Below are 23,553 nucleotides of genomic sequence, written 5' to 3' on the forward strand. Positions count from 1 at the left end.
TTGTCAAAAATTTACGGGTATGAGACAACGTTGTGACCGAGGGAGACCGTCATATGGACCAGCGAATCGCTGAAGCAAGAGATGCATTGCTGCGGCATATCCGCAAAGAAAACCGAGCCGTTGATCCCAAGCGGCTCGTGGAGCTCCTGACGGCGGACGGGTACTCACGCCGTGAGATCCAAGCTGCGTTGCATCTAGCCATGAGCCGCAATCAGATCCGCATCGACAGAGAGATGCGTTTCTTTAGGCCGGGCAAAACTTTGCAGGCTGCCTAAATCGCGAATGGTATCGCGCGTATGGACGGATGCGGCTCGGAGGAAGCGCCTCCACAGCACACCTGAAAAAGACCAGCGAAAACCGTTTGAGGTCGACCGCGATAGGATTCAGTATTCTTCCGCGCTGCATCGTCTCGCCGGCGTCACCCAAATCGTTAGAGTAGGCGAAGCCGATGTGTTCCATACCCGGCAGCAACACACGTATAAGGTGGCCCAAGTTGGGCGAAGGCTCGCTCAGAATTGTGTCGATGCCGATCCTAAACTCGCGAAGAAGCTGGGGGTTGAAGTTGAGGTGGTCGAGGCTGCCTGTCTTGCCCACGACCTAGGTCATCCCCCATTTGGGCACGCTGGGGAAGCCAAACTCGACGAGTTGGTAGAGGAAAGGGGAGACCCTGACGGATTCGAAGGTAATGCTCAAACTTTCCGAATTCTGACCAAATTGGGCGTACGATATCCGGACTGTCTCGGACTGGATTTGACTCGCGCTACCCTTTCGGCGTGCCTGAAGTACCCTTGGACGCGAGATCCAACAAAGCCTGAACGGAGCAGCAAGTGGGGCGCTTACAAGGTCGATCAAGCCGACTTTGATTTTGCGAGGAAATACCAAGACCACGCGTTCCAAACCACAGAAGCCGCGCTGATGGACTGGGCCGATGACATTGCCTATTCGGTTCACGATTTAGAAGACTTTCACAGGGTCGGAGCCATACCCTGGAACCACATCCTCAATGAGGGCTCCCAAGATATTATCCATAAGACCCATGACGTCTGGTTCGGCGCACCGAGCGAAGCACTCGCGCAATTAAATGAGGGGTTCGACCGCCTAGCTCTGGTGCTCAACACTACATTTAGCGTGCTTCTAAATACCTCTTATGAAGGGTCCCGTGAGCAGCGAGTGGCGCTCCGCAGCCTGACATCGTTCTTAATTGGGCGCTTCCTGACAGCGGCGAAATTGACCGAAGAGGGAAATGGATTACACATTCCATTGGATACCCTGGTGGAGGTCAAACTTCTAAAACAGATAGCAAAGCAATATATTATTTCGAACCCTTCTCTGATAGCTCAGCAGCTAGGGCAAAAGAAGGTTATAGCAGAACTGTTCAATATATTATGGGAGAATTCTGAAAAGGGATGCCCTAAATTTCTGCCTGTTAGATTAAGGTACATTTGGGAAATTGGCGAAGGGCAAAGAGCACGATTTGCAGCCGACTGCATTGCAAGCTTGACTGAGCATGAAGTTATGGCGCTGCATGGAAGGTTATGCGGCCTCTCTGGGGGATCAGTCTTGGACCCAATCGTACGCTAAGGGCTCGGGCGCTCCCCTACGCCCGGCGGCACCAGGAGCGGGCCGACCCTGCCATGCTAAGTGTCGATCTGCCGACACCATTCGACACGGCCGTGTCGGAACCAAAAATGTGAGCTGCAATCCTTCTTTCGCCAGACGGAAGGGTGAAGGCTTGCCGTGCCATCCCGATGTCGAGTGAGACGCCAGCACGGGCGTTCATCCGGAAGCAGGTTCATGTGCAAGACGCGGCGGCAGCCGCAAGGACAGAGCATTGCCGCCTGTTCTTCAAACCCGTCGTCCTCAACGACATAGATGGTCTTCCGCTTTAGCTTTTTTGGGAGGGAATCCCGCGCAATCACAGTGCGATATGGCGGACGCAGCCAGTGATTTAGGCGCGCCCTCGCCCTCTGAAGAAATGACTGAAGTCGGTTCAAGATTGCCGCCATTCCGCCAATTCCATGATGCCGAGCAACGGGGTTGTGTCGCCGATGCCCACGGTGCCACCCAGAATATTGCAAATGCCCTCCTCGGGATCGCAGATCAGCTCCATACTGGCAAGGCTAAATGTCACGCTCGCATACTTCGAGTTGGGCTCCTCCCGGAAGGGATGGAGGCGCGCGAGGAACTCATCAACAGCGAGCGCAGAGGCGAACATGTTCACGCTGATGACAGCGGGCCGATGCGCCGCGACGCCTCTAATATATCCGTCTTCGACCTGGCGCTCATGAGCACTCGGATCGTTACGCCGAAGCCCGGCGGCGGCAACGTCGGCCATCGTGAACAACCCCCGACTCACCAGGCTGGAGCGACCAGGCCGCAGATAGTTGACGGTGCCGCAAACCTCGCGGATGCGGCCCCTGCCAAAACCATCCCTTACCGCGTCGAGACGGACGCCGATGTCGAAGTACGGGATCGTGTAATAGGAGGCGAGCGCGTTCAGTAGATAGCGACCGTCGATCGTGTCCATGCAGCCAAATATCACGTCGCATTGGGCGACCTCACGGACTACATCGGGGTGCCAGAGGTTCTTCGCAACGCGGATGATACGCGTGCCAAGCCCGACCCGCTCGGCGGCATCGGCCAGCACTTCGACTTTGCTGCGCCCGTCCTTCACGTCCCGCATGGTCGAGTTGAGGATGCGGTTGATGTTGCGGTCTTCCATGTGATCGTCATCGACGATGATGATCTCGGCCGCACCGAGCCTCAAAAGCTGCTCGACGGTTGGGCTTCCCGTACCGGAGGCCCCGACAACGGCAAAGGACAAGCGACGCAACCGCTGGATCGTGCCTACGTCGAAAGCTTGCGCGTGAGACGCGACGAAATCCGGCAATGTGGCACTACCCATGTCGGCGTACCAAAAATGGAGATCGTCGCCCGCGACCGAAATGCAATCGATCGGCGCAAAGCTGCCGTCACCCAAAAGGACTCGGCCGAACATCTGGCCATAGGGCAGCATGACGGCACTGCCGTGCGGAACGTCGGCTTCAACCCATCCGCGGATCATCGGCAGGAGGCGGGCGTCGCCTTCGTCATCAATTCCGGAGAACGCGCCGTAGCCAGTCGGATGGCTGTGGACCTTGACGACGGAAAGCCTTTCGGCGCCGGCGCGATCCAGCATCGGCGCAATATAATCGGGTGGCCAGGTAACCCGCATTGGCGTGCGCTCGGAGCAGTCCTCGTAGGGAATTCCGTGGATTTCCCGGACAACGAGGCGATGGCTGCGGTCGCCATCGCGCCGCCCGCAAAGGAGTATCGCCACGGCCTCCTTGCCGTCTCCTGGAAAGAGGAAGCTCATCAGATGAGCGTGCTGATCGCCTGAGAATGCAAGCGTTATGCGAGGGGGCATTTTTCAAACTCCCGCTCCAGCCAGTCCTCGATCAGGATGACATGCGTCCCAAGATGATCGCGCCCGATCTTCCAGGGGTTCACCCCGGTGCGGTGACGAGACCAGCGTTGGTACGACTTCCCATCCAGCGGCTGCTGCGCTTCCGTTGCCCCGATCGGCTTGCCGTCGATCCGCGCGAGCGCCGGGAAGAAATACACCATGTTAAGCTCGGTATTCGGATACCCGGTCTCGATGCGGATCGCTGCGGTGACACGCGCGTGGTTGTAGCCATGCGGCGTCGGAAAATCGTGGATGAGCACCCATTGGGAGCCATCCACGATTGTTTCCCACGGCAGTTCGTACTCCTCGAGAAACTCGCGGTCGACGGGGAGCAGGTCGAACTGGCGACGGAGAGTCATGGATCAGCCCTCCGTCTGGTCGCGCGGTAGCGCCTTGAACTTCTCGACGCCCGGGTGGCGCAGATCGATCTTCTCATCGAGCCCAACCTTGTGCGGCTTTTCGCCGGCGAGCTTGACCCGCAGGGTATAGTTTTCTGCGGGGATCAGACCGGCGAGTGTCAGGATAGCGCGGCCGGTTGGCTCCGGTTCATGAACGACGAAAGCCTCGCCATTCACACGAATGCGGTAGCCTTTGGCGAGGGGCGGCCGCTTGCCGAGCTTCGCGTATTCTTCGAGATCGGCAATCTCGTCGAGGACTTCCTCCACGCCGGAGTCGCCCCCCTTCATGTCATTGCGTTCAGTCATCGTTTTCTCCTTGGAGAATGGGCCGCCACCACGGCTGCCTCGTCTTTACATATGGCATAGCATGCTAAGAATATCAAGCAAATACTTTGCAAGCTTGACGTAGTGAGCGGCAACGGTTAGAATCGTAAGGAGAACAAAGCGTTGTAGGAGGACGCTGCTATGCCAACTCGGAGTGACGATAGGAGTACCGTGAAGCCGACCTTAGGACAGTATCTTGCCTCGATTCGTACCGACCGGAAAATGACACTGCGTGAGGTCGAGGAAGCGACGAGCAAACAAGTGTCGAACGCATACCTAAGCCAGATCGAAAATGATAAGATCCAGAAACCTTCGCCGAATATTTTGCATGCCCTTGCTGAGTTATATGCCATAAGCTTCGAGAAGTTGATGGAGATGGCGGGATACCTAACTTCACCAACCACGCGCGACGACAGCGAAAGACATGGGCGGGTGGCCACTTTTGCAGAGCATAATCTTACAACCGAAGAAGAAGCTGAAATGATTCAGTATCTCCAGTTTATAAGAAGCAGGAAGCGACCAGGTGACAAAACCTGACGACAGCAGCCTTGATCCCGTAGACCTTCTCGCGGTCGAGGAGCGGGCACGCAAGCTCCTCGACCGAGCGGACGCATGGGATCGATTTCCCGTTCCGCTGGATGACATTCTCGCTGCCGCCCAAGTGCGGGTTGCGCCAACAAGCATGTTCGATGCCGCCGCCATCATTGCTTATGTCCGAGGCAAAACCGCTGATGCGGGTGCACGCATTAAATCCGCGGTTGCCAAAGTGTTTGGTCTCTACGATGCAGCAGAGAGTCTTATTCATATCGACAATAGGGTGGCGAAGTCGAAGCAGACTTTCCTAACTCTACACGAAACCGCGCACCACGATTTGCCAACCCATCGTAAGCTCTTTCGCTTCTTCCAGGATTGCGAAAAGACCCTTGCTCCTGAAATCGCAGACCAGTTCGAGCGAGAGGCGAACAACTTCGCGCGCTTCGCTCTATTTAAAGGCGACTCCTATGCGCGGCACGCCGCCGATTGCGCTTTCGATATCAAGACGCCCATGAATCTGGCAAAGAAATTCGGAGCGTCCATCTACGCCTCCGCACGTGAGTTTGCCCGCACAAACCATCGAGCATGCGTCGTTTACATTCTAGAGCCGCTTCAATTCGCAAATGGCCACGGCGCGGAGGCAGTTGTCCGACGAATCGAACCGTCTCCTGCGTTCGTCGTGCAGTTCGGGCGACCCTCGGACACAAAGATCACGCTCAGTCACATGCTGGGTCCGGTGCTGCCTATCGGTCGCAAGATGACGGCGCCCGTGTCGCTCTCGATACTGGACAGGAACGGCACTCCGCATGAATGCCTCGCCGAGGCCTTCGACACGAAGCACAACGTTCTAATCCTTCTTTATCCGACCAAAGCGTTGACTGCTTCGACGATTATCTTGCCGTCAAACTTCGGTGCCGCATGACCTGCCAGCTTGAACGGCGGTTTACCAATTACACCGCCGCGCGGGCGTGCAGCAGTACGCCGCGATTTACGCACCTTCAACGCCTTCGCCAAAAATGAGTTTAGAATGGGCGGTGTCGCATAGAGCCGAACGCTTGGATCCAGATGTCCAACTTGCGAAGGACCGATCGATAGGTTCGCTCATCACGGCAAAAGATTATTGCTGTAGCGCGATTATAGTCCTCATCTCGGTCGCTCAAGAACGCTTCGGCCTCGTCCTTGCTCAATCGCTGTTCAACCGCTCTCCGCAGTTTCTGACGCCATAAATCTGCTTCGGCTAAACTATCACGCTCACCCTGTTGGCGGCGTTCAATCGCAGAAAGAATTTCCCGCGCCTTTCCGGCGGCGTGATAACCATGATAGGCGGCCTCCAAAGGCGCGCGTCCGTCGAGATCAGGATGGGCCTGGTTCAGCCATGCGTCAGGGTCGCCCAGCACCGTTTCTGCGTACTCAGCAAGTTCCTTCTGCCGATTGATCTTGATTATCTCAGCCTGCTCGGCAGCTCTGGCCTTCTTCTCCGCCTCCTTCGTGGCTATCACAGCTAGGCGACGTTCGCATTCGTTTGCGATTGGCAGCCCCAGAAGTTCACGCACATCAGTGCGAGTCCCGTTGAAGAGGCCAACGATGGCGCGCAGCTCAGCTTCAACCGGTTGCCTTGTGTACGTACTTTCCAGCAAGGCGGCGTATGGTTCAGCGGTTTCCGCATTGGTCATGTTCAGCCAATCCTCAACCGTCATACCGTCGCGCTCTTCATCAGGCACTTGGTCAAGAAGCCATCCTACCGTTTCTTCTACCTCCTTTCGGGCCGAAGACCTGCCCATCTCTTCAATTATCCAATCGAACCAGGACGAGGCTACAGCTGGCGAAATTGCGAACCCGTGCTTCCAATCCAATGCGACGCCGACTCCCGTAAGATATTTCAGATAGAACTCCACAGCCCTCCACGGGGCCGCAAAGCGGTTGTCTAGCGCCTCGGTGGCCGCCGCAAGGTCATTGCTGATCCACCGAAATTCCGACCGGATAAGGCCTTTGCTCGCAAGATGCTTCGTCACTGAAACCGCTGTTGGAAGCTTCTTTCCAAGCCCTTTGCCGTACAGGACGTCGGCGAGAACGATAGCCTGCCAATTACTGGGATGCGTGGTGAAGCACGCATAGCCGGCAACCTCTACACCGATGTGTTTGTCCAGGCCGATTCCGCGCAAGACATCGATGGTTGATATGGGTAGAGGTTTCGGGCTTGAGCGCAGAGCGCCGTCGTAGGCGCGGGCCTTCTGTCGAGCGTCCGCCGTAAGTTTTTTCTCAGCAGCGAGTCGTGCGGCGGTAGCCTCCTTTTGCAGATCTATAACAGCATTGTCGATCGCCTCGTTGAACAGCCATTTTCGGGGAGCCGAGCGGATTGCAGCATCGGCAACTAACTCTGGCGCGGCATCCCTGGGTATGTGCGAGAGGTCAATTTCTATCGCCGCAATGCCGTGCTGCCGGATTCGTCGAATCTTTTCATCGTCACAAGGGTGGGTTACCGCAATTTCCACAAACAGCTTTCGTCCGTCGAGGGTGACATAGAGATCAGGGACTATCTGTTGCGGATCCCGGAATTCGAGTGTTGCCGACTCGAGTTCTATTTTTTCTCGACCTGGCAGGATCCGTTCGACATCCCCGTGGCTCGCGATCCGCCTTGGGACGAACAAGAGGAGGCGTTCTTTGATAATCTGCTTGGCTAGTTTGTGCAGGGCAGTCTCGGGACCTCCGCCACAGGCATCGCGATGATGGTGCGCGAAATGTGGTGTCTTTGCCAATGTCCTGGCGACCAGGTGACTTCCGCACATTCCGGGACAGACGCAATCGCATCGGAGCCCGCGGACAGCCATTGAGATGTGTACCAGGCTGCCATCTGGCTTCTGCCCGTACACGAGCTCGGCGCGATCGGTGCCGAACTTTGCGCGCAGATGTGCATGGCCTTCACGAACTGTCATCTGGCAACCTAACTGTGTCGAAGCGTTAGTCGGCCACATCAAACCATGCGAAAGGTTGTGCGGTAATCATCCCGATCTGGTCGGATGATCGGTCCGGTCAATCCCCAAACCAGCCCTTCAATCTCGTCGGGCGGGAGAGATGCCAGCCGCAGGCGCCCAGTGCCCAGGGATCGTTGGCTGCAGCAAGCCTTTCTTCCGCCAGGGCGTGAACCTGCTGTGGGGATGCAAGCTCACCAGGATATTTGCGTTGTTCGAGCGTCATTTAGCGCAATGTAAAGACCCCGAAGGGAAGATTTCGTAAAGGGGAAACTGTTCTTCGGCACGCTCGCAATTGCCGGGCCGTCACCAATCTGCGTAGACTTTGTTTATGCTGAGAATCGGATCCGAACTACAGCTTAGCGCCTCCGACTTGGTTGGCCACTTGAACTGCGGTCACTTGACGGCGCTTGACCTTCAGGTTGCGGACGGCGCGCTTGAAAAGCCGAAGATCTGGGACCCGCTGCTCGAGATCCTGCAGCAGCGCGGCGCCGTGCACGAGGCGGCCTATGTCGATCACCTACGGGCGTCCGGCGTTACGGTCGTGGTCATCGAGGGCAAGGGCATCGATGACGGCTCAGTGGCCGCCACGATCGAGGCGATGCACGCCGGTGCGCAGATCATTGTGCAAGCCGCTCTGCGCGCACTGCCCTTCACGGGCCGGGCCGACATCCTCCGGCGCGTCGAGACGCCAAGCGATCTCGGCGCCTGGTCCTATGAAGTCGTCGACACCAAGCTCGCCCGCGAGACCAAGGGCGGGACGGTACTACAGCTCTGCCTCTATTCTGACCTTGTCGGACAAGTGCAGGGCCTCGTGCCAGAATACGCCTACGTTGTCGCGCCCCTGACAGGCTTCGAGCCAGAAGTCTTTCGGGTCAGCGACTATGCCGCCTACTACCGCAATGTCCGGGAACGCTTCGCGGCGTCCTTGAACGCGAACGGCGGTACCTATCCGGAGCCGGTCGCTCATTGCGACATCTGCCGCTGGCGGGGCCGATGCGACGACCAGCGCCACCAAGACGATCACCTCTCCCTTGTGGCCGGGATCACGGCCGTGCAGCGCGGCGAGCTCGCCGGCCACGACGTCGCCACCATGACCGCGCTGGCCGGGCTCCCCCTTCCGCTGCCGTGGAAGCCGGAGCGCGGCGCCGCTTCGTCCTACAATCGCATCCGGGAGCAGGCCCGGATCCAAGTCGCAGGGCGCGCAGCCGGGCAGTTGCTCCATGAAGTGCTGCCGATAGAACCGGGCTTTGGTCTGTGCCGCCTGCCGGAGCCGGACGATGGCGACATCTTCTTCGATCTCGAAGGCGACCCCTTCGTCGGCGATGGCGGCCTCGAATATCTCTTCGGCTACGCCTTCAACGACGCAGGGGGCGCGCTCACTTACGTCGCCGACTGGTGTCTCACGCCGGCCGAGGAAAAGGTCGCCTTTGAACGCTTTGTCGATTTCGTGATCGAGCGGCGAGCGCACCATCCCGGCATGCACATTTATCACTACGCCGCCTATGAGGTGGGCGCGCTCAAACGCCTGATGGGGCGCTACGCCACGCGCGAGGAAGAGATCGACACGCTGTTGCGCGGGCAGGTCCTGGTCGATCTCTACGCGGTGGTTCGCCACGCCATCCGCGCCAGCGTCGAGAGCTATTCCATCAAGAAGTTGGAGCCGCTCTACGAATTCGGACGCGCGGTGTCGCTGCCCGATGCAAACTATGCCTTGAGCAAGGTCCAGGCCCGCCTGGAGCTCGGGGATGCAGGCGGCATCAATGCGGATGATCGCGCCGTCGTGGCGGGCTACAACCAAGATGATTGTGTCTCGACGGAGCGGCTTCGGGACTGGCTGGAGGGCCTGCGGACTGACGCGGTCGCCTCAGGCGTGGAGATTCCCCGGCCGGCTCCGCCTGGAGAGGATGCTCCCCCGGATATTACAGCCTGGCAGGCGCGGATTGATGCCGTAGTGGCCGTGCTAACCGATGGCATTCCGGTAGACTCCGTAGAGCGCAGCGCCGAGCAGCAGGCGCTCTGGGTGCTGGCGAACGTACTTGACTGGCATCGCCGGGAAGAGAAGGCGATCTGGTGGGAATATTTCCGGCTGGCGGCGCTGTCTGCGGACGAGCTGGAGGACGAGCGGGCAGGCATCGCCAGCCTCGAATTCGTGGATGCCGTGGGCGGAACCGTCAAGGCCCCTATCCACCGCTATCGATTTCCCCAGCAGGATGCGGAGTTTCGGGGCGGGGAGGATTTGCGCAGCGTCGGTGGCGAGCGGTTCGGTAAAGTCGAGGCCGTCGACCTGGAACATCGCTTCATCGACGTCAAGAAGAGGGGCGACACTGCCGGTTTTCACCCCGAAGCGGTCTTTGCCCATACCTACATCGACACAAGTGTTCTGGCCGAGTCCTTGGTGCAGATCGGCGAGTACGTGGCCGATCATGGCATTGCCAGTCCCGGTGCCTACAAGGCGACGCGCGATCTGTTACTGCGGCTTCCACCCGATGCCGGCGGCGCGGCGCTGCGCCAGCCGGGCGAGAGCGCGGTCGATGCGGCCTGCCGCCTCGTCCCGGCCTTGCAGGGCGTGCTCGCCATCCAGGGACCGCCTGGCGCGGGCAAGACCCATACCGGCGCCCACGCGATCCTTGTGCTGGTTAGGGCCGGCCTTCGCGTCGGGGTGACCGCCAACAGTCACAAGGTCATTCGCAACCTGCTCGCGAAGGCCGCCGAGGAAGCAGCGAAGGAAGACTTCGACCTGCAGTGCCTGCATAAGGTCACGGACGCGGAAGACAATGTCCCGCATCTCACTTTCACGACGAAGAACCCCGAGGCCCTCGGCGCCTTTGCAAGCGCCTACCACGTCCTCGGCGGCACGGGGTTCCTGTGGGCCCGGCCCGATGCAGCTGGCCTCGTCGATGTGCTGTTCGTGGATGAGGCCGCGCAGATGTCGCTCGCCAACGTGCTTGCCATATCGCCGGCCGCAGCGAGCCTTGTCCTGCTTGGCGATCCGCGGCAGCTTGAGCAGCCAATGCAGGGCTCGCATCCCGAAGGTACGGAGGTCTCGGCCCTCGACCACCTTCTCGGCGGACGGCAGACCATCGCCGAGGACGAGGGCCTGTTCCTCGACCAGACCTGGCGCCTCCACCCCGACATCTGCCGGTTCACCTCCGAGCTGTTCTACGAAAGTCGCCTCCTGCCCCGTCCCGGTCTCGAGAACCAGGCCATCCTGATGGACGGCCCGCTTGGCGGGAGCGGCCTGCGCTATGTCGCGGTGCATCACAGCGGCAACCAGAATTCCAGCCCGGAGGAAGCCGACCGTATCCGCAATATTGTGCTGGGGATCGTTGCTTCGGGCGCACGTTGGCGCGACCGCGAGAGCAACGAGGCGTCGCTTACCCTGGACGACATCCTGGTTATTGCGCCCTACAACGCGCAGGTCTTTGAAATCCAGGCGCGCCTCCCCGGCGCGAGGGTCGGGACGGTTGACAAGTTCCAGGGGCAGGAGGCGCCCATCGTGATCTATTCCATCACGACCTCCAGTCATGGCGATGCACCGCGTGGCATGGAGTTCCTTTACAGCGCGAACCGGCTCAATGTGGCCACCTCCCGCGCAAAGGCACTGTGCATTCTCGTGGCCAATCCGGACGTGTTCGAGCCGGAATGTCGGACGCCGCGACAGATGCAACTTGCCAACGGGTTCTGCCGATATCTGGAGATGGCAGATATAGTCAAACCATAGGCTCCCGCCGCGAATTACGTCCATAGATGGCAGCGGGCCGCCACGTTAGACTAGACCCAGATATCCGCGGCACGGGTCGAAAAAGAACGTTTCGCATCAACATCGGCAACGAACTCCGACCACAAGCGGGATCCAATTTTTTGCCGCGCGAAAGCGCCAGCCATAGCCAGAAAGCCCCGCAAGACACCGCCAAGGTCATCTGTGAACCCTGTGAGAAGTGTTTCGGTGCTTGATCCGTATGCGAGGAAAAGGGCCTCACGGTAATTGGCCTTTCCCCTGTATCGGGATGCTTGGTGTATGAAGCCGACGCTTTTCCGGCTCAACCGGCCGTCCCGAAGCGCCTGGGCAGCTTTCGTTCGAAAATCGTTGACGCCAAGGCTTTTGAATTCCGACGTACTCATGAGGTCTTCTTTTGTACGCCACGCGTACCAGCTGGCTGATCCCGACAGGTACTCGGCCGCTGCCCCCAAGGCCTCCATTTTGGTGGTAGGCTTTATCAAGAGCCTGCCGCCACTGCCCTTTTTGTAAGTCGCAATCTCCGGCTTGTACGTCTTCTCGACGAGGCTGCTGACCCGCCAGTTGAAGGGTTCCATCGCCAGGCCACGGCTCGCGATGTCAGTATCCCACAATCGGGCTGTTCCGGCGTGGTCCTCTTGAAATGATCCGGACTGCGCGGCTGTCATGGCGCTGGCAGCATTGGCAATGCCATAGTACCAAGCAAGGATGCCGACCCGTGCGAAGTCGGACGTTTTTGTTCCCGCGCGGAATTGCTCGAGAGCTGACAGATGGTGCAACCCAAGGAAGAGCTGCTCAAGAACGGTATTCTCCACCAAGGTGTCCATGTTGCGTTTACCCTGACACGCGTAGAAAGCACCGGCGGCCTTGAAGCTTAGACCACTGTCCTGGGCGAGGATTCGCAGCGCGCGCATCCAGTTCACTGTTGATGGCAGGGCAAATTGCGGGTCAGGTTTGCCGCCCGGTTCGTTGATCGTGCCCTGCTTGATGATCCGATCGTACAGCATGACTTTTCCAGTTCGATTTCAGCGCAGCTGAGTATTTGAGTATTAAGGAAATTCGAGCGTGCACATACAAGACTCGCCGGATAGGGTCATGAAAAACAAGTCATTCCACAAGTGATGATGAGCCGCCATGTCCGACAGCCTAGCCGACCTGATCCTCACCCTGACACCCGAAGACGGGTCTTCCATCGACAATGGAGCCATGCTGGCTCTGCTGCGCGAGCATGTGCCTAGCTTGTCGGAGGATATCTATATCAGCGCGCGCGACACCCTCGTGGACGAGGGGGTCCTCGGCCGAGCACGTGGGCGAAGCGGATCGATATTTCGGATCGTCGAGGGGGTGATGGATGAAGATGAGGGCGGTGAAGATGCTGAAGATACGGGTGAAGACCACGATGGGTTCGAACTGATACCCACCGAAGAATCCACAACAGCTCAAAGGGCGAAACGCGCCAAGAGGAGCGTTGGCCGGTCCGGAGAACCGATCCAGGTCCTCAGCTATCGTCATGGAGAGAGGCGGGTGAACAACCCCGAGGTCGGGATGGTCCATGCCGGGACTGACCCTGACGGCGACAAAACCGCGTGGGCATATGATCCGCATCTGGACCCCGTGTTGAACTTCGACAGCGCACGCGGAGGGATCGAGAAGCTAATTGACGACGCTTTGGCGAGTGACGACCTCCAGCGGATGAGGGACGCGCTCGCGGAGCTCAAGCGACTCCAGCAGCCCTACCTCAACTGGACGGGCAAGGCCGAGCGGACGTCGTTCGAGGTCGACACTGTTTCGCTGCACGTTCATGAGCGGGTGGACCCGGCGACGATCCTAGCCAATGCCGCCAGGCGGCTGAAGGGTAAGGATGCAGGGGCTCAGTGGCGACAGCCTGACCTGTTCGCTGCCCCGTTCGAAAACCTGCCGCTGCGCCAGGCGCTTGATTTCTACAGCCATGAAAAGGGCTGGTCGAACCGACTGGTGGCGGGAGACAGCCTGCTGGTTATGAACTCTCTGCTGACCAAAGAGAGCATGGCGGGAAAGGTTCAGATGATCTACATCGACCCGCCCTACGGGATCAAATACGGGTCGAACTTCCAGCCCTTCACCAACAAGCGTGACGTGAAGGACAGGTCAGACGCGGATTTGACCCAAGAACCCGAGATGATCAAGGCGTTCCGCGACACTTGGGAATTAGGCATTCACTCCTACCTGACCTATCTGCGCGATCGGCTGGTTCTGGCAAAGGAATTGCTTAGCGAAAGCGGCTCAGTGTTCGTGCAGATCTCGGATGAGAACGTCCATCATGTGCGCGAGATGATGGATGAAATATATGGCGTCGAAAACTCCCTTTCACTAATCGCTTTCGTTAAAACGACCGGCCAAACAAGTGAACTACTATCAAATATTACTGACTATGCCGTGTGGTACGCCAAGGATAAATCGAAGGTAAAATTTCGACGGCCTTTGCGCCCTAAGACGATTGGTGGCGAAGGAACAGGAGAGTACACTGTCGTTGAAAGTCCGAGTGGCTCGCGCCGGCCGATGACGAAGGAAGAGCGAGCGGGACAGAAGCCGTTTTCTAAAGAAGATCGCATCCTTCGCCTAGATACCGCGACAAGCCAGCGACCTCCTGGTGACTTTCCGGTTCATCTCAACGGAATTACATTTCGACCTCAAAGCGGTTACTGGAAGACCTCTGACAAGGGTTTCCAGCGCCTTGCTGCAGCGAACAGGATTTCCGAAAGGACCGTAGGGTCCACCCTCTGTTACGTGCGATACGTCGATGATTTTCCGGCTATGGCTATTGGGAATCTCTGGGGCGATATGGCGTCGGGGGACAATCAGACACTTCAAAAGCTCTATGTAGTTCAGACTCTACCAAAGGTCATCGAACGCTGCCTCCTAATGACGACCGATCCCGGCGATCTGGTGCTCGATCCTACCTGCGGCTCGGGCACCACCGCCTTCGTCGCCGAGAAATGGGGGCGGCGCTGGATCACCTGTGACACCTCTCGCGTTGCCATCACGCTCGCCAAGCAGCGATTGATGACCGCCAGTTTCGAATATTACGCCCTCCGCTATCCCCATGAGGGGCTGAAGGGTGGGTTCGACTATGAAACCGTGCCGCACGTTACGCTGAAGAGTATCGCTAACAACCCTGACATCGACGCGATCTACGAGGAGGACCACCCGAAGATTGAAGCAGCGCTGGCAAGCCTAAACGCCACCCTGATCGCCACCCCGCCGATTCCTTTCCGCCCCGCACAAGGTGCCCGCAAGGGAAAGCCAGTCAGCTTTTCAGATGGTGACATTCTGAACGAATGGGAGGTGCCTTTCGCTTGGCCCTTTGGCAAGGACGACAATCCCCTCTGGCCCGCCGCCGCCAAAGAGCCGTTTGATTCCTTCCACACCACCCGCAAAGCCATGCAGCGCCGCATGGATCAATCCATCGCTGACCATGCCGAGCAGGAAACGCTCTACGACAAGCCGCGCGTCGACCGGACCCGCCTGCGCATCACCGGCCCATTCTCCGTCGAGGCGGTTCCAGCCCCCACCGTCTTGTCACTCTACGACAGTCTGCCGCCGGTTGAGGCCGACGACAGCATCGCCCGCACGGGGGAGACCTCGCGCCAGTCGCTCTGGCGCGACGAGCTCCTGAAAACCGGCGTCCGGGCCAAGGGTGGCGCGATGCTCCGCTTTGCCGAGTTCGAGACGCTGCCCGGCTTGCGCCACCTGCACGCCAGCGGATCACTTGCTAACACGGGCGAGCGTGTCGTCGTCAGCTTCGGTCCCGAACACGCCGCACTTGAACAACGGCAGGTGGAATTGGCGCTGACCGAGGCCGAAACCCTGCGCCCCACGCCAAAGTTCATCCTGTTTTGCGCCTTCACCTTCGACCCCGAGGCGGCAAAGGACATCGACGAGGTGAACTGGCCCGGCGTCACGCTGCTGAAAGCGCAGATGAACACCGACCTTCTGACAGAGGACCTGAAAAAGGCGCGGTCGTCGAACCAGTCCTTCTGGCTGATGGGCCAACCCGATGTGGAGTTGCGCAAGCGCAAGGACGGGATGTGGGAGGTGGAGGTCAACGGCTTCGACTATTTCGACCCCAAGGCGGGCGACCTGGTGTCGGGCGGGAAAAAGCAGATCGCCATGTGGTCGCTCGACACCGATTACGACCAGCGGTCGCTAATGCCGCATCAGGTGTTCTTTCCCATGGCAGATGCTAAGGGCGGCTGGAACCGGCTGAAGGCGACGGTCCGCTCCGAACTGGACGAGGATCTGCTGGAGCAATTCCACGGCACCGTGTCGCTGCCCTTCGCGGCAGGCGACAACCGGCGGATCGCGGTAAAGATCGTCGATGACCGCGGGATCGAATCCCTCAAGATCATGCCGCTCGAGGGCTGAACCCAATGTCCCTCATCATCAACACTCCTTTCGTCAGCCCGGCCCAGCATTGGGTCGAGGGTAAGGGTGGCAAGCTCGAGATCCAGCCCGAGCGACGCCCCGCGAGCTACGAGGTCTTCGACGCCCGTAACAACACCAAGCGGACCGAGGTGCTGAATCTAGTCAACACCATCCGTACACGTGTCGACGCCTGGCGCGAGGCGGGCTGGCCTGGGGTGACCATCGTTACACGCAAGCTATTGGAACACTGGCACGACAAGGAGGCGCGGCAGCATCCGTTCTACTTCTGCCAGCTGGAGGCGATCGAAACGCTGATCTGGTGGGTCGAGGGCGCGGAGGCCTTCAAGCAGGGCATCGCGATCCCCGGCGATGGCGGGACGTGGGAACGGCTCTGCAACAAGATGGCGACCGGCGCCGGCAAGACCACGGTGATGGCGATGATCATCACTTGGCAGGTGCTGAACGCGCTAACCTATCCGAAGCGCAACAAGGATTTCGGCCGCGCGGTGTTCATCGTGGCGCCCGGCCTGACGGTGAAGGAACGCCTGCAGGTGCTGCTGCCCAGCGAGGGCAGCTATTACGACGAGTTCAACCTCTGCCCTTCGGAAGCGCTGCGGCAGAAGCTAAACCAGGCCGAGGTGCTGATCGAGAACTGGCACACGCTGATGCCGCTTAAGGAGCCGGAGCGTTCTATCGTGAGAAAAGGCCGGGAGTCTGATGAGGCGTTCACCCGCCGTGTGCTGGGCAAGCTGGCCGCCCACAAGGATATCATCGTCATCAACGACGAGGCGCACCACGCCTATCGCAAACCGCCCGAGGTGAAGATCAGCAAGAAACTGGCGGCCGAACAGGGCATCGACCTTGACGAGGCGACGCGCTGGATCGAGGGGCTGGACCGCATACACAAGACGCGCCGCATCCAGCGCTGCTTTGACCTTTCCGCCACCCCGTTTGCGCCGACCGGCAAGAAAAGCACGGACACGGCACTGTTCGACTGGATCATCTCCGATTTCGGGCTGAACGATGCGATCGAGGCCGGGCTGGTCAAGACGCCGCGCGTCGTGGTTCGGGACGATGCCCTGCCAGACGCCAGGACGCTGCGGTCAAAACTCTATCACATCTACCGCGACCCGTCGGTGTCCGAGGATCTGAACAGGGCCAAGGCCGCGCCGCACGAGGCGCTACCGAAACTGGTGCAGGACGCCTATACGCTTCTCGGCGCCGACTGGCGCGAGACGCAGAGGCAGTGGCGAGATGCCGGACATCATACCCCGCCGGTGATGCTGACGGTATGCAACCGCACCGAGACGGCCGCGCGGGTCGAGCACTATTTCAACAAGGGCGACTCGCACTGGCCCGAGCTGCATGCCCCGAACAAGACCTTGCGCGTTGATTCTAAGGTGCTTGAGAAAGCGGAAATCGGCGAAGCCGCCACGTCTGACAAGGACTACGAGAACAGGCTGAAGGGCATCATCGAGGTTGCGGACTTACCAGAAACTCGAAAGCAGCAGCTTCTCGGTATGAAAAAGGAAGAGCTGCTGCGCGAGATCGTGGACAATGTCGGTAAGCGCGGGGCTGCCGGCCAGGACCTGCAGAACGTAATCTCCGTAGCGATGTTGTCCGAGGGCTGGGACGCCAAGAACGTGACACACATCATGGGTTTGCGCGCGTTCACGTCGCAGTTGCTGTGCGAGCAGGTCGTCGGCCGCGGGCTGCGCCGGGTCTCCTACGATACCGATGAGAATGGGCTATTCCTGCCAGAGTATGTGAACGTCTTCGGCGTTCCGCTGTCCATTTCCGAAACGGGAGAAAGTGGGGACGCGCCTCCACCTCCCAGGCCGACCACCCAGATCGAAGTCATCCCGGAAAGGGCGAACCTCGAGATAAAGTGGCCCAACGTGTTACGGATCGAAACAGTGGTGAAGCCTCAGTTGACCATGGCATGGGACGAGGTGCCGGCCCTCGTGCTTGATCCCTCCTCAACCCCGATCAGCGCCGAACTGGCGCCGGCCTTGGGTGGTGCGACGGACATGGGCAAGGTCACTGCGATCGACCTCGAACGCCTTCCGGATGGCTTCCGACTGCAGAGATTGGTATTTCAGGCAGCACGTAAAGGCTTCGCTGAACTACGCCACAGCTTCTCGGGAACGGAGGAGTATCTTGCCGCGCAACTGGTTCGCATCGTTGAGAGCTTCCTGAATTCCAAGCTGTTGGATATTCCGTCACTCTTCCATTCCGATCCTCTCCGTCGACGGATTCTCATCGCGCTAAACATCGATCTCGTCGTTCAATATGTGTTGCGCTACGTCAGCGAGCACAACACGGAACGGCTCACCCCGGTCTTTGACGAGGAAAACCCTATAGGCGCCACCGGTCAAATGCGGACCTGGTATACGACCAAGCCCTGCTTTTTGGCGTTCAAGTCGCATATCAGCCACCTTGTCGGGGACTCCTCATGGGAAGGTCATGCGGCAAACGTTTTCGAGAGCCGTGATGATGTCGTCGCCTACGCCAAAAACGATCATCTGGGCTTCCAGATTCAGTACATGTGGGCCGGTTCGCGTCGCAGATACGTGCCCGACTTCCTTCTGCGACTATCGAGCGGCAAGATGCTCGCGCTCGAAATCAAGGGAACGGATAGCGCGCAGAACAAGGCCAAGCGCGACGCACTTAGTGAGTGGGTCAAATCGATCAATGGGACTGGTGGGTTTGGCCAGTGGGCTTGGGACGTCGCCTTCAAGCCCAGCGATGTGCAGGACATTATCTCCGAGCACGCCAATGCTTCTCGGGTGAGTGCAATAGCGCAGTGACCCATTGTTCCGCGATCTGATAGCCGCGATCTGTCGGGCGCTTGTCAGAATGACGGTTCCTGAAGATGCGTCAAAATTTGACCAGACCGCACTGGATCGATCCTGTCTGCCTCTGCGAGTGCCCAACGTTGCCATGATTCAAGTGCCGAGGCATCGATATCAGCCGAGCCTTCATCCATCGCGCGACGGACGCGCTCAACAAGCGCGCGAATGTCTTCAGCTTGACGTAGCAGCTCTCCGCTGGTCCTCAGGTTTTGCAGGCGCTTTTGGTTAAGTTGAACCAGCCGTTCCTGGCGCTGTTTCTCCTTTTCAATCCGCTCCCGCTCTGCACGCTCCTCGGCTTCCCGCAGGCTAAGGCGAAACTTTTTCTCGCCAGCCACGATGATTGCAGCCGCGATCTCAGCGATCTTTGACTCAAGCTTGGCGTCACCGTCATCCTGCCAAGAAACTGTATTCTTGCGGTCGAAACCCGGATCGATCCGCAGGGCAAGCGGGGTTGATGCTGGCAGGTCTGGCGCCGGCCGCACGTACCCCTGCTGACGCACGGTGCGGTGGCTGCCGACTATTCCTATGTCCAAACCAAGATAGGAATCGCCGATGGCTGCTCGCGCGTGAATTTCTCCATCGCGCTCGTAGGCATCACCGTCATGGCCGCGCTTGCTGAGCGCCAACAACAGCGCATTGAAGATTTTCAGCCGCCGCTTGCCTAGTGGATTGTCGAACTTGGGTTCGTCATAGGTCCACTCGCGTCCTGCATTTTTGTCGCGGCGACGCTGCTCCTGCTTGAGCAGTTGAACGAGCCCTTTGTGAGGCCTGTCCAAGGTCTGCGGGACGGAAACTTTGCCAATCGCCTGCAATTCCTGTGCGTGGAGTTCGTCGAGGTCTTCTGGAACCAGAGCGGATGCAAATGGCCCGTTGGATGCAAGAGGGGCTGCAATTGTCAGAACCTTTGCGAAGCGAGCGTCGACACTTGCTCGGCCCATTTCACCGGGGCGCCGCGGTGGCGCCTTGGGTAGTGCTGGCACCCCCTTTCCGGCACGGATCTTGTTCCAATAGCCTTGCGGCGGCGACGCAACGCCACATCGCGTCAGCAGCTTCTTCAGCCCGACGTCGGACAGTTCGAGCTTCGCCGCCAAGTCCCGCATCGGTGCAGACCAGGCGAACGCAATCAGATCGTCGGGCAACACAAGAATGTCTTTCTGCCACACGTCGGCTTACCTCCATTTGTTCAGTAAGGTTGCTTCTGACACGTCATCGCGGTGTCGATATGACAGACCTGACTCGAGAGCCGTCAACTCGTAGAACGGCATCGCCGCTGTGCTCATGATCGCGTTTGGTCCCCCAGGATGCGACCACAGAATGCGGTGCATCGTCGCGACGCGCAGATTGGCTGAGCTTAACGCTCACATGGCCGTGTTCAAAAAATGGGCTGCATTTGGAGTGCCTCGCCACTGTTGCCCGGCGTAAGGTCTGTGTCGCGGTGGCGCGCAAGCTGGCAGTGATAATTCACGCCATGTGGAACGATAGCACAGTTGCTGTTGGCAATCCGGCGGCCCGCGAAACCGACGCCGAGCAGCGCGCCCATGTCAAGGACCGCAAGCTGCTGAGAGCGTATCGATGAGCGGTGCGACGGCATTTGAAACGCGTGGCGCCGGCACGCTGACCGACGCCATCTGAACAAGGAGATCCGCCCCGGCGGATGAGGACCGATGCAGACCAGGAACGACGGAACGCACGTTATCCTGCCTGCGGCCGACCCGATCGAAAGACGGACGGACTGCGCTCGATTGCCTGTGACGATGCTCCGTCAGTCCGATGGAAAAGTGCGCCACGACGGTTCGAGCGCTGCATTCGTGCAGCCAAAACACCCCGTCGCAGAGCGCGGAAGATTGCACGGCGCATCGGAACTCGACGCCCAAAAGCGGAATCGTAGCGCAGAGAATAGATTCGTATATTATCGCATCCTGAAGGAGGAACGACGATGGTTACAAAGTATCGCCAGACACAACCGATTAAGATGGCAGGATAAAAGGCCGCACATTGTGCTACGGTCGAGTGGTTGTTTTTCAGTGGGTTACCTGGTGGTTGCACAATGTGCGAGAGTTAGCTACACCTTGCGGCGATGATGATTTATGAGCTGTTTCAGTTACTTGATGCAATGTGTCGTGCGTCGGGCCGAGACTTGCGGAGGCTGGGCAAGGAAGGGGACGCGGTAAGAGGCGACGGCGCGTCACGCGGGTGATGAGGTGGCCTCTGGTCGGCAGGTCGGTTAGTTTGGTAGATCGATAATGTCAAAACCTCGTTGTCGCTTTCGGAGCGCCTGCCGCATCATCTTTGATTACGCACGTCGATGCTCAGCAGCTTGGACCTTCAGCGTTGTCTTGCCAAGCGCGAGATATCTACACCGCTCGACGTGAGTCGCTGCTGAGCCGTTTCACAGAAAGAAGGCGTGAACAACGCAGACTTCTGCGCTACCTCTGGATCACTATCTCGGAACGTGGAGCCAACCGCTGCGCCTGCCTCAACCTCATCCCCTCGACTTCGACTGGCGATACTCCGCCGCATCAGTTCAGGCGATATGTGGCTTGGTCTCGCCTGAGGCAACCGTCCTAACCGTAGGCACGCCCTCTGTCTCTCGCTACCTCGATCTAGCTTCGAGGGATTCGATTCTTGTCGATCGGCAACCTTTTCAAAACGTCAGGAAACACATTGTAGTGGACGTCGGAGAAGTGACGCTGAAGATCCAGCAATCGATAGCAATTCTTGATCCACCTTGGTATCCAGCCGAGGCGAAACGATGGATAGCTTGGGCAGCTTCGGTCGTCGGCCGAGGAGGGCAAATCCTTGTAACCCTTTGGCCAGAGCATACCCGGCCAACCGGGAGGGCGGAACGAGAAGAACTCGCTAGCTGGGTCGGTGGATGGGGGAACCTCAATGATGCTGGCATCGCGGTAGAATACCTTTCGCCAGAGTTCGAACAGGCGGCCGTCAGGAGGGCTGGAGGCAAAAGTTCAGAAGGAGAGGCTCGACTTGGCGACCTTGTCAGCATATCGGTCAACTGCGAACCTAGTATGCCGCCACCCCGCATTGAGCCGGGGCGATGGGTTCGCTTCACTATCAACGACTATCAGCTCGCTGTCCGTGATGCGCCGCACTCCACCGGTCTGTCCACAGTGGCACAAGTCCTCGGAGCCGAGGGATGGACCTGGCCTCACGTAAGCCGGCGGGCGCTTGGCCGGGATCGTATCGGCTTGTGGAGTTCACAGAACGAAGTCGCCATGGTTAGCGACAGCCATCATCTGGTTCAGGCATTGCGGGCGTACCTGACCTTGGAGCTACCGCCGACGGAACTGTTTCGTGCCTATCCGGCACTTGAGCAGTGGCGCATCCCGAAACCACCCTTTTGGAGGACTGCAGAGTGGCAACACCGGTCATAGCGCTGAGGTTCAGGGACACCACGCCGGGCATCGACACCATTCAATCCCACCGTGAGATTATTTCGACCAAGGGTTTCGTCTGGTGGGGCTGGTGGAAGAAGACGTTCGAGGACGAGCACCTCGATGCGCTAGACACCATGAATGGCCCAACGATCGCCTATATCGTCGACCGCTCCACCAGGCGGATGTTCACTGCGACGGTTGAGGTCTGGCGCCGCGGGTTGCTGGACGGTGACGAGCTGGCTGCCGTTCCAGACTACTATGTCGACGAGCGTGACCGCATCTTCGGCTGGTTCAAGCTCACCGAGATCCAAGCATGCGAATATCTCGACGAAGTAGCAAACAGGTTTGGCGATCACACTCTGGTGCCACTCGACGGGAAGGCCCATCAACCCGATCGCGTAGCCGCGACGACCCGCGCCAACCGGTCGACGATCCTTCACTTGTCCGATCTTCATTTCGGACCGGACTACGACTTTCTCCTGCAGGGCGAAACACCGGCTATCGGCAACACGAAGAAGACGCTCACGGAGGCCCTTATGGATGATCTGGGCAGGATAGGTGTCCAGAACGATATCGGCACAATCCTGGTTACCGGGGACTTCACCACCAAGGGCGATTGGAGCCAAGCCACACGCAGCAGCATCCTGGCCGAGTTTGTGAGCCTCACTCAGGCGCTCGGTCTCGAGCGAGACCAGATCGTAGCCGTTCCCGGAAACCATGACATTGTCCGCGCGATGGATCCGTCGAGCGTGGATCCCGCCAAGCTGGCGGTGAGCAACCAAGCGACATACGAGCATGAGCTCCAGTACCGCATCTTCTGCGAGGAGCTAATGGGCCGCAGCTGGAGGAAGACGCTGAACTATGTTCGGCGACTGCAGCTCGGTGACGTAGATGTGCTGATCGGCGTGCTGAACTCATGCACCATCGTTCAAACCGAATGGAGCGAGTACGGCTACATCGGCGACAGCGGGATCGACGCCTTGCGCGAACTCGGCGACGAACGGATCGATCGACCGACATTCAAGATTATGGCCCTGCATCACCATCTTTTGCCGGTGACGAGTGTCGCGACGCTGAGCAAAAAGGGCATAACGCTTTCTGTAGATGCCCCGCGAATTCTGGACGCCGCTGAGCAGGCTGGAGTGCAACTGGCAGTTCACGGCCATGAGCACATGCCACGGGTGGTAAAATACGACAATCAGTCGCTTGCCGGTGCTCCACAACAGCCGGCGATTTATGTCGTTTCAAACGGCAGTACGGGCGTTTCGCCGGTGCGGCGTCCCGGCAACGAACGCAACACCTACTGCGTCTTCCGCTTGAGCGACAAGGAAATGCACCTGACGATGCGCGAGCTGCGTGCTGACGGCAAAGCCGGTTCATTCCTCTTCTGTGGCGACTTGGAAATCTCGCCGATTTTCCCGAAGGCGGCGGCCTGAACCTCATCCCGATCGGCCTGCTTGTCCCCTCGCGTCAAGGTGCGACAGTTGAGT

General features: G+C 58.9%; 15 protein-coding genes and 1 pseudogene. 9 read left to right on the top strand and 7 right to left on the bottom strand.

Annotated features, from left to right (window positions below; translation table 11 throughout):
- Positions 1-53: 53 nt before the first annotated feature.
- Positions 54-275, top strand: coding sequence for a hypothetical protein (locus AU465_RS27980; RefSeq protein ID WP_192255361.1), 222 nt, complete (start codon positions 54-56; stop codon positions 273-275).
- A gap of 7 nt (positions 276-282) precedes the next feature.
- Complete coding sequence (gene dgt, locus AU465_RS27985; RefSeq protein WP_192255363.1) at positions 283-1,581, top strand: dGTP triphosphohydrolase; 1,299 nt, start codon at positions 283-285, stop codon at positions 1,579-1,581.
- Between the two features lie 56 nt (positions 1,582-1,637).
- On the opposite strand, the gene AU465_RS37230 is transcribed toward dgt, so the two are convergent.
- Genes AU465_RS37230 through AU465_RS28000 form a run of 4 tightly spaced genes read right to left on the bottom strand, consistent with a single transcriptional unit; the run spans position 1,638 to position 4,149 of the window.
- On the bottom strand, positions 1,638-2,006 hold the full coding sequence (locus tag AU465_RS37230) for a ubiquitination-like system serine protease family protein (protein WP_281396906.1): 369 nt from the start codon (positions 2,004-2,006) through the stop codon (positions 1,638-1,640).
- Complete coding sequence (locus AU465_RS27990; RefSeq protein WP_192255365.1) at positions 1,991-3,355, bottom strand: ThiF family adenylyltransferase; 1,365 nt, start codon at positions 3,353-3,355, stop codon at positions 1,991-1,993. Before AU465_RS27990 ends, AU465_RS37230 begins: the two co-directional genes overlap by 16 nt.
- A 35-nt stretch (positions 3,356-3,390) precedes the next feature.
- A complete protein-coding gene (locus AU465_RS27995; RefSeq protein WP_192255367.1) occupies positions 3,391-3,804 on the bottom strand; it encodes an E2/UBC family protein in 414 nt (137 codons plus the stop codon).
- A gap of 3 nt (positions 3,805-3,807) precedes the next feature.
- Positions 3,808-4,149: a multiubiquitin domain-containing protein gene (locus AU465_RS28000; protein ID WP_192255369.1), complete on the bottom strand. Its 342-nt coding sequence runs from the start codon at positions 4,147-4,149 to the stop codon at positions 3,808-3,810.
- Between the two features lie 189 nt (positions 4,150-4,338).
- On the opposite strand from AU465_RS28000, the gene AU465_RS28005 reads away from it, so the two are divergent.
- Together AU465_RS28005 and AU465_RS28010 are read left to right on the top strand one after the other, a co-directional pair.
- Positions 4,339-4,704, top strand: coding sequence for a helix-turn-helix domain-containing protein (locus AU465_RS28005; protein WP_312891323.1), 366 nt, complete (start codon positions 4,339-4,341; stop codon positions 4,702-4,704).
- Positions 4,691-5,623, top strand: a complete 933-nt coding sequence (locus AU465_RS28010; RefSeq protein ID WP_192255373.1) for an ImmA/IrrE family metallo-endopeptidase — start codon at positions 4,691-4,693, stop codon at positions 5,621-5,623. Before AU465_RS28005 ends, AU465_RS28010 begins: the two co-directional genes overlap by 14 nt.
- Before the next feature lie 100 nt (positions 5,624-5,723).
- Here the strand turns inward: AU465_RS28010 and AU465_RS28015 are convergent, their stop codons facing one another.
- A complete protein-coding gene (locus AU465_RS28015) occupies positions 5,724-7,634 on the bottom strand; it encodes a hypothetical protein (RefSeq protein ID WP_192255375.1) in 1,911 nt (636 codons plus the stop codon).
- Between the two features lie 367 nt (positions 7,635-8,001).
- On the opposite strand from AU465_RS28015, the gene AU465_RS28020 reads away from it, so the two are divergent.
- Complete coding sequence (locus tag AU465_RS28020; protein WP_192255377.1) at positions 8,002-11,394, top strand: TM0106 family RecB-like putative nuclease; 3,393 nt, start codon at positions 8,002-8,004, stop codon at positions 11,392-11,394.
- A gap of 50 nt (positions 11,395-11,444) precedes the next feature.
- Here AU465_RS28020 and AU465_RS28025 read toward each other — a convergent pair whose 3' ends face one another.
- Positions 11,445-12,416 (bottom strand): hypothetical protein, encoded by a 972-nt coding sequence (locus tag AU465_RS28025; protein ID WP_192255379.1) that lies wholly within the window; start codon positions 12,414-12,416, stop codon positions 11,445-11,447.
- 127 nt (positions 12,417-12,543) lie between these two features.
- Here AU465_RS28025 and AU465_RS28030 point away from each other — a divergent pair, with 127 nt between their 5' ends.
- Positions 12,544-15,813, top strand: coding sequence for a site-specific DNA-methyltransferase (locus AU465_RS28030; RefSeq protein ID WP_192255381.1), 3,270 nt, complete (start codon positions 12,544-12,546; stop codon positions 15,811-15,813).
- Positions 15,814-15,818: 5 nt separating this feature from the next.
- The gene (locus tag AU465_RS28035; RefSeq protein WP_192255383.1) at positions 15,819-18,623 is read left to right on the top strand and encodes a BPTD_3080 family restriction endonuclease; all 2,805 of its coding nucleotides are present in this window, start codon (positions 15,819-15,821) and stop codon (positions 18,621-18,623) included.
- 44 nt (positions 18,624-18,667) lie between these two features.
- On the opposite strand, the gene AU465_RS28040 is transcribed toward AU465_RS28035, so the two are convergent.
- A complete protein-coding gene (locus AU465_RS28040) occupies positions 18,668-19,831 on the bottom strand; it encodes a hypothetical protein (protein WP_192255385.1) in 1,164 nt (387 codons plus the stop codon).
- 254 nt (positions 19,832-20,085) lie between these two features.
- Between AU465_RS28040 and AU465_RS38055 the strand changes: the two are divergent.
- Positions 20,086-20,244, top strand: a pseudogene (locus AU465_RS38055) (IS110 family transposase); the annotation flags it as partial.
- A 1,797-nt stretch (positions 20,245-22,041) separates the two neighbouring features.
- Positions 22,042-23,499, top strand: a complete 1,458-nt coding sequence (locus AU465_RS28050; protein WP_312891324.1) for a metallophosphoesterase family protein — start codon at positions 22,042-22,044, stop codon at positions 23,497-23,499.
- The last annotated feature ends 54 nt before the right edge of the window (positions 23,500-23,553 follow it).

The organism is Mesorhizobium silamurunense (genome assembly GCF_014843905.1).
GTDB classification, from domain to species: domain Bacteria; phylum Pseudomonadota; class Alphaproteobacteria; order Rhizobiales; family Rhizobiaceae; genus Mesorhizobium; species Mesorhizobium silamurunense.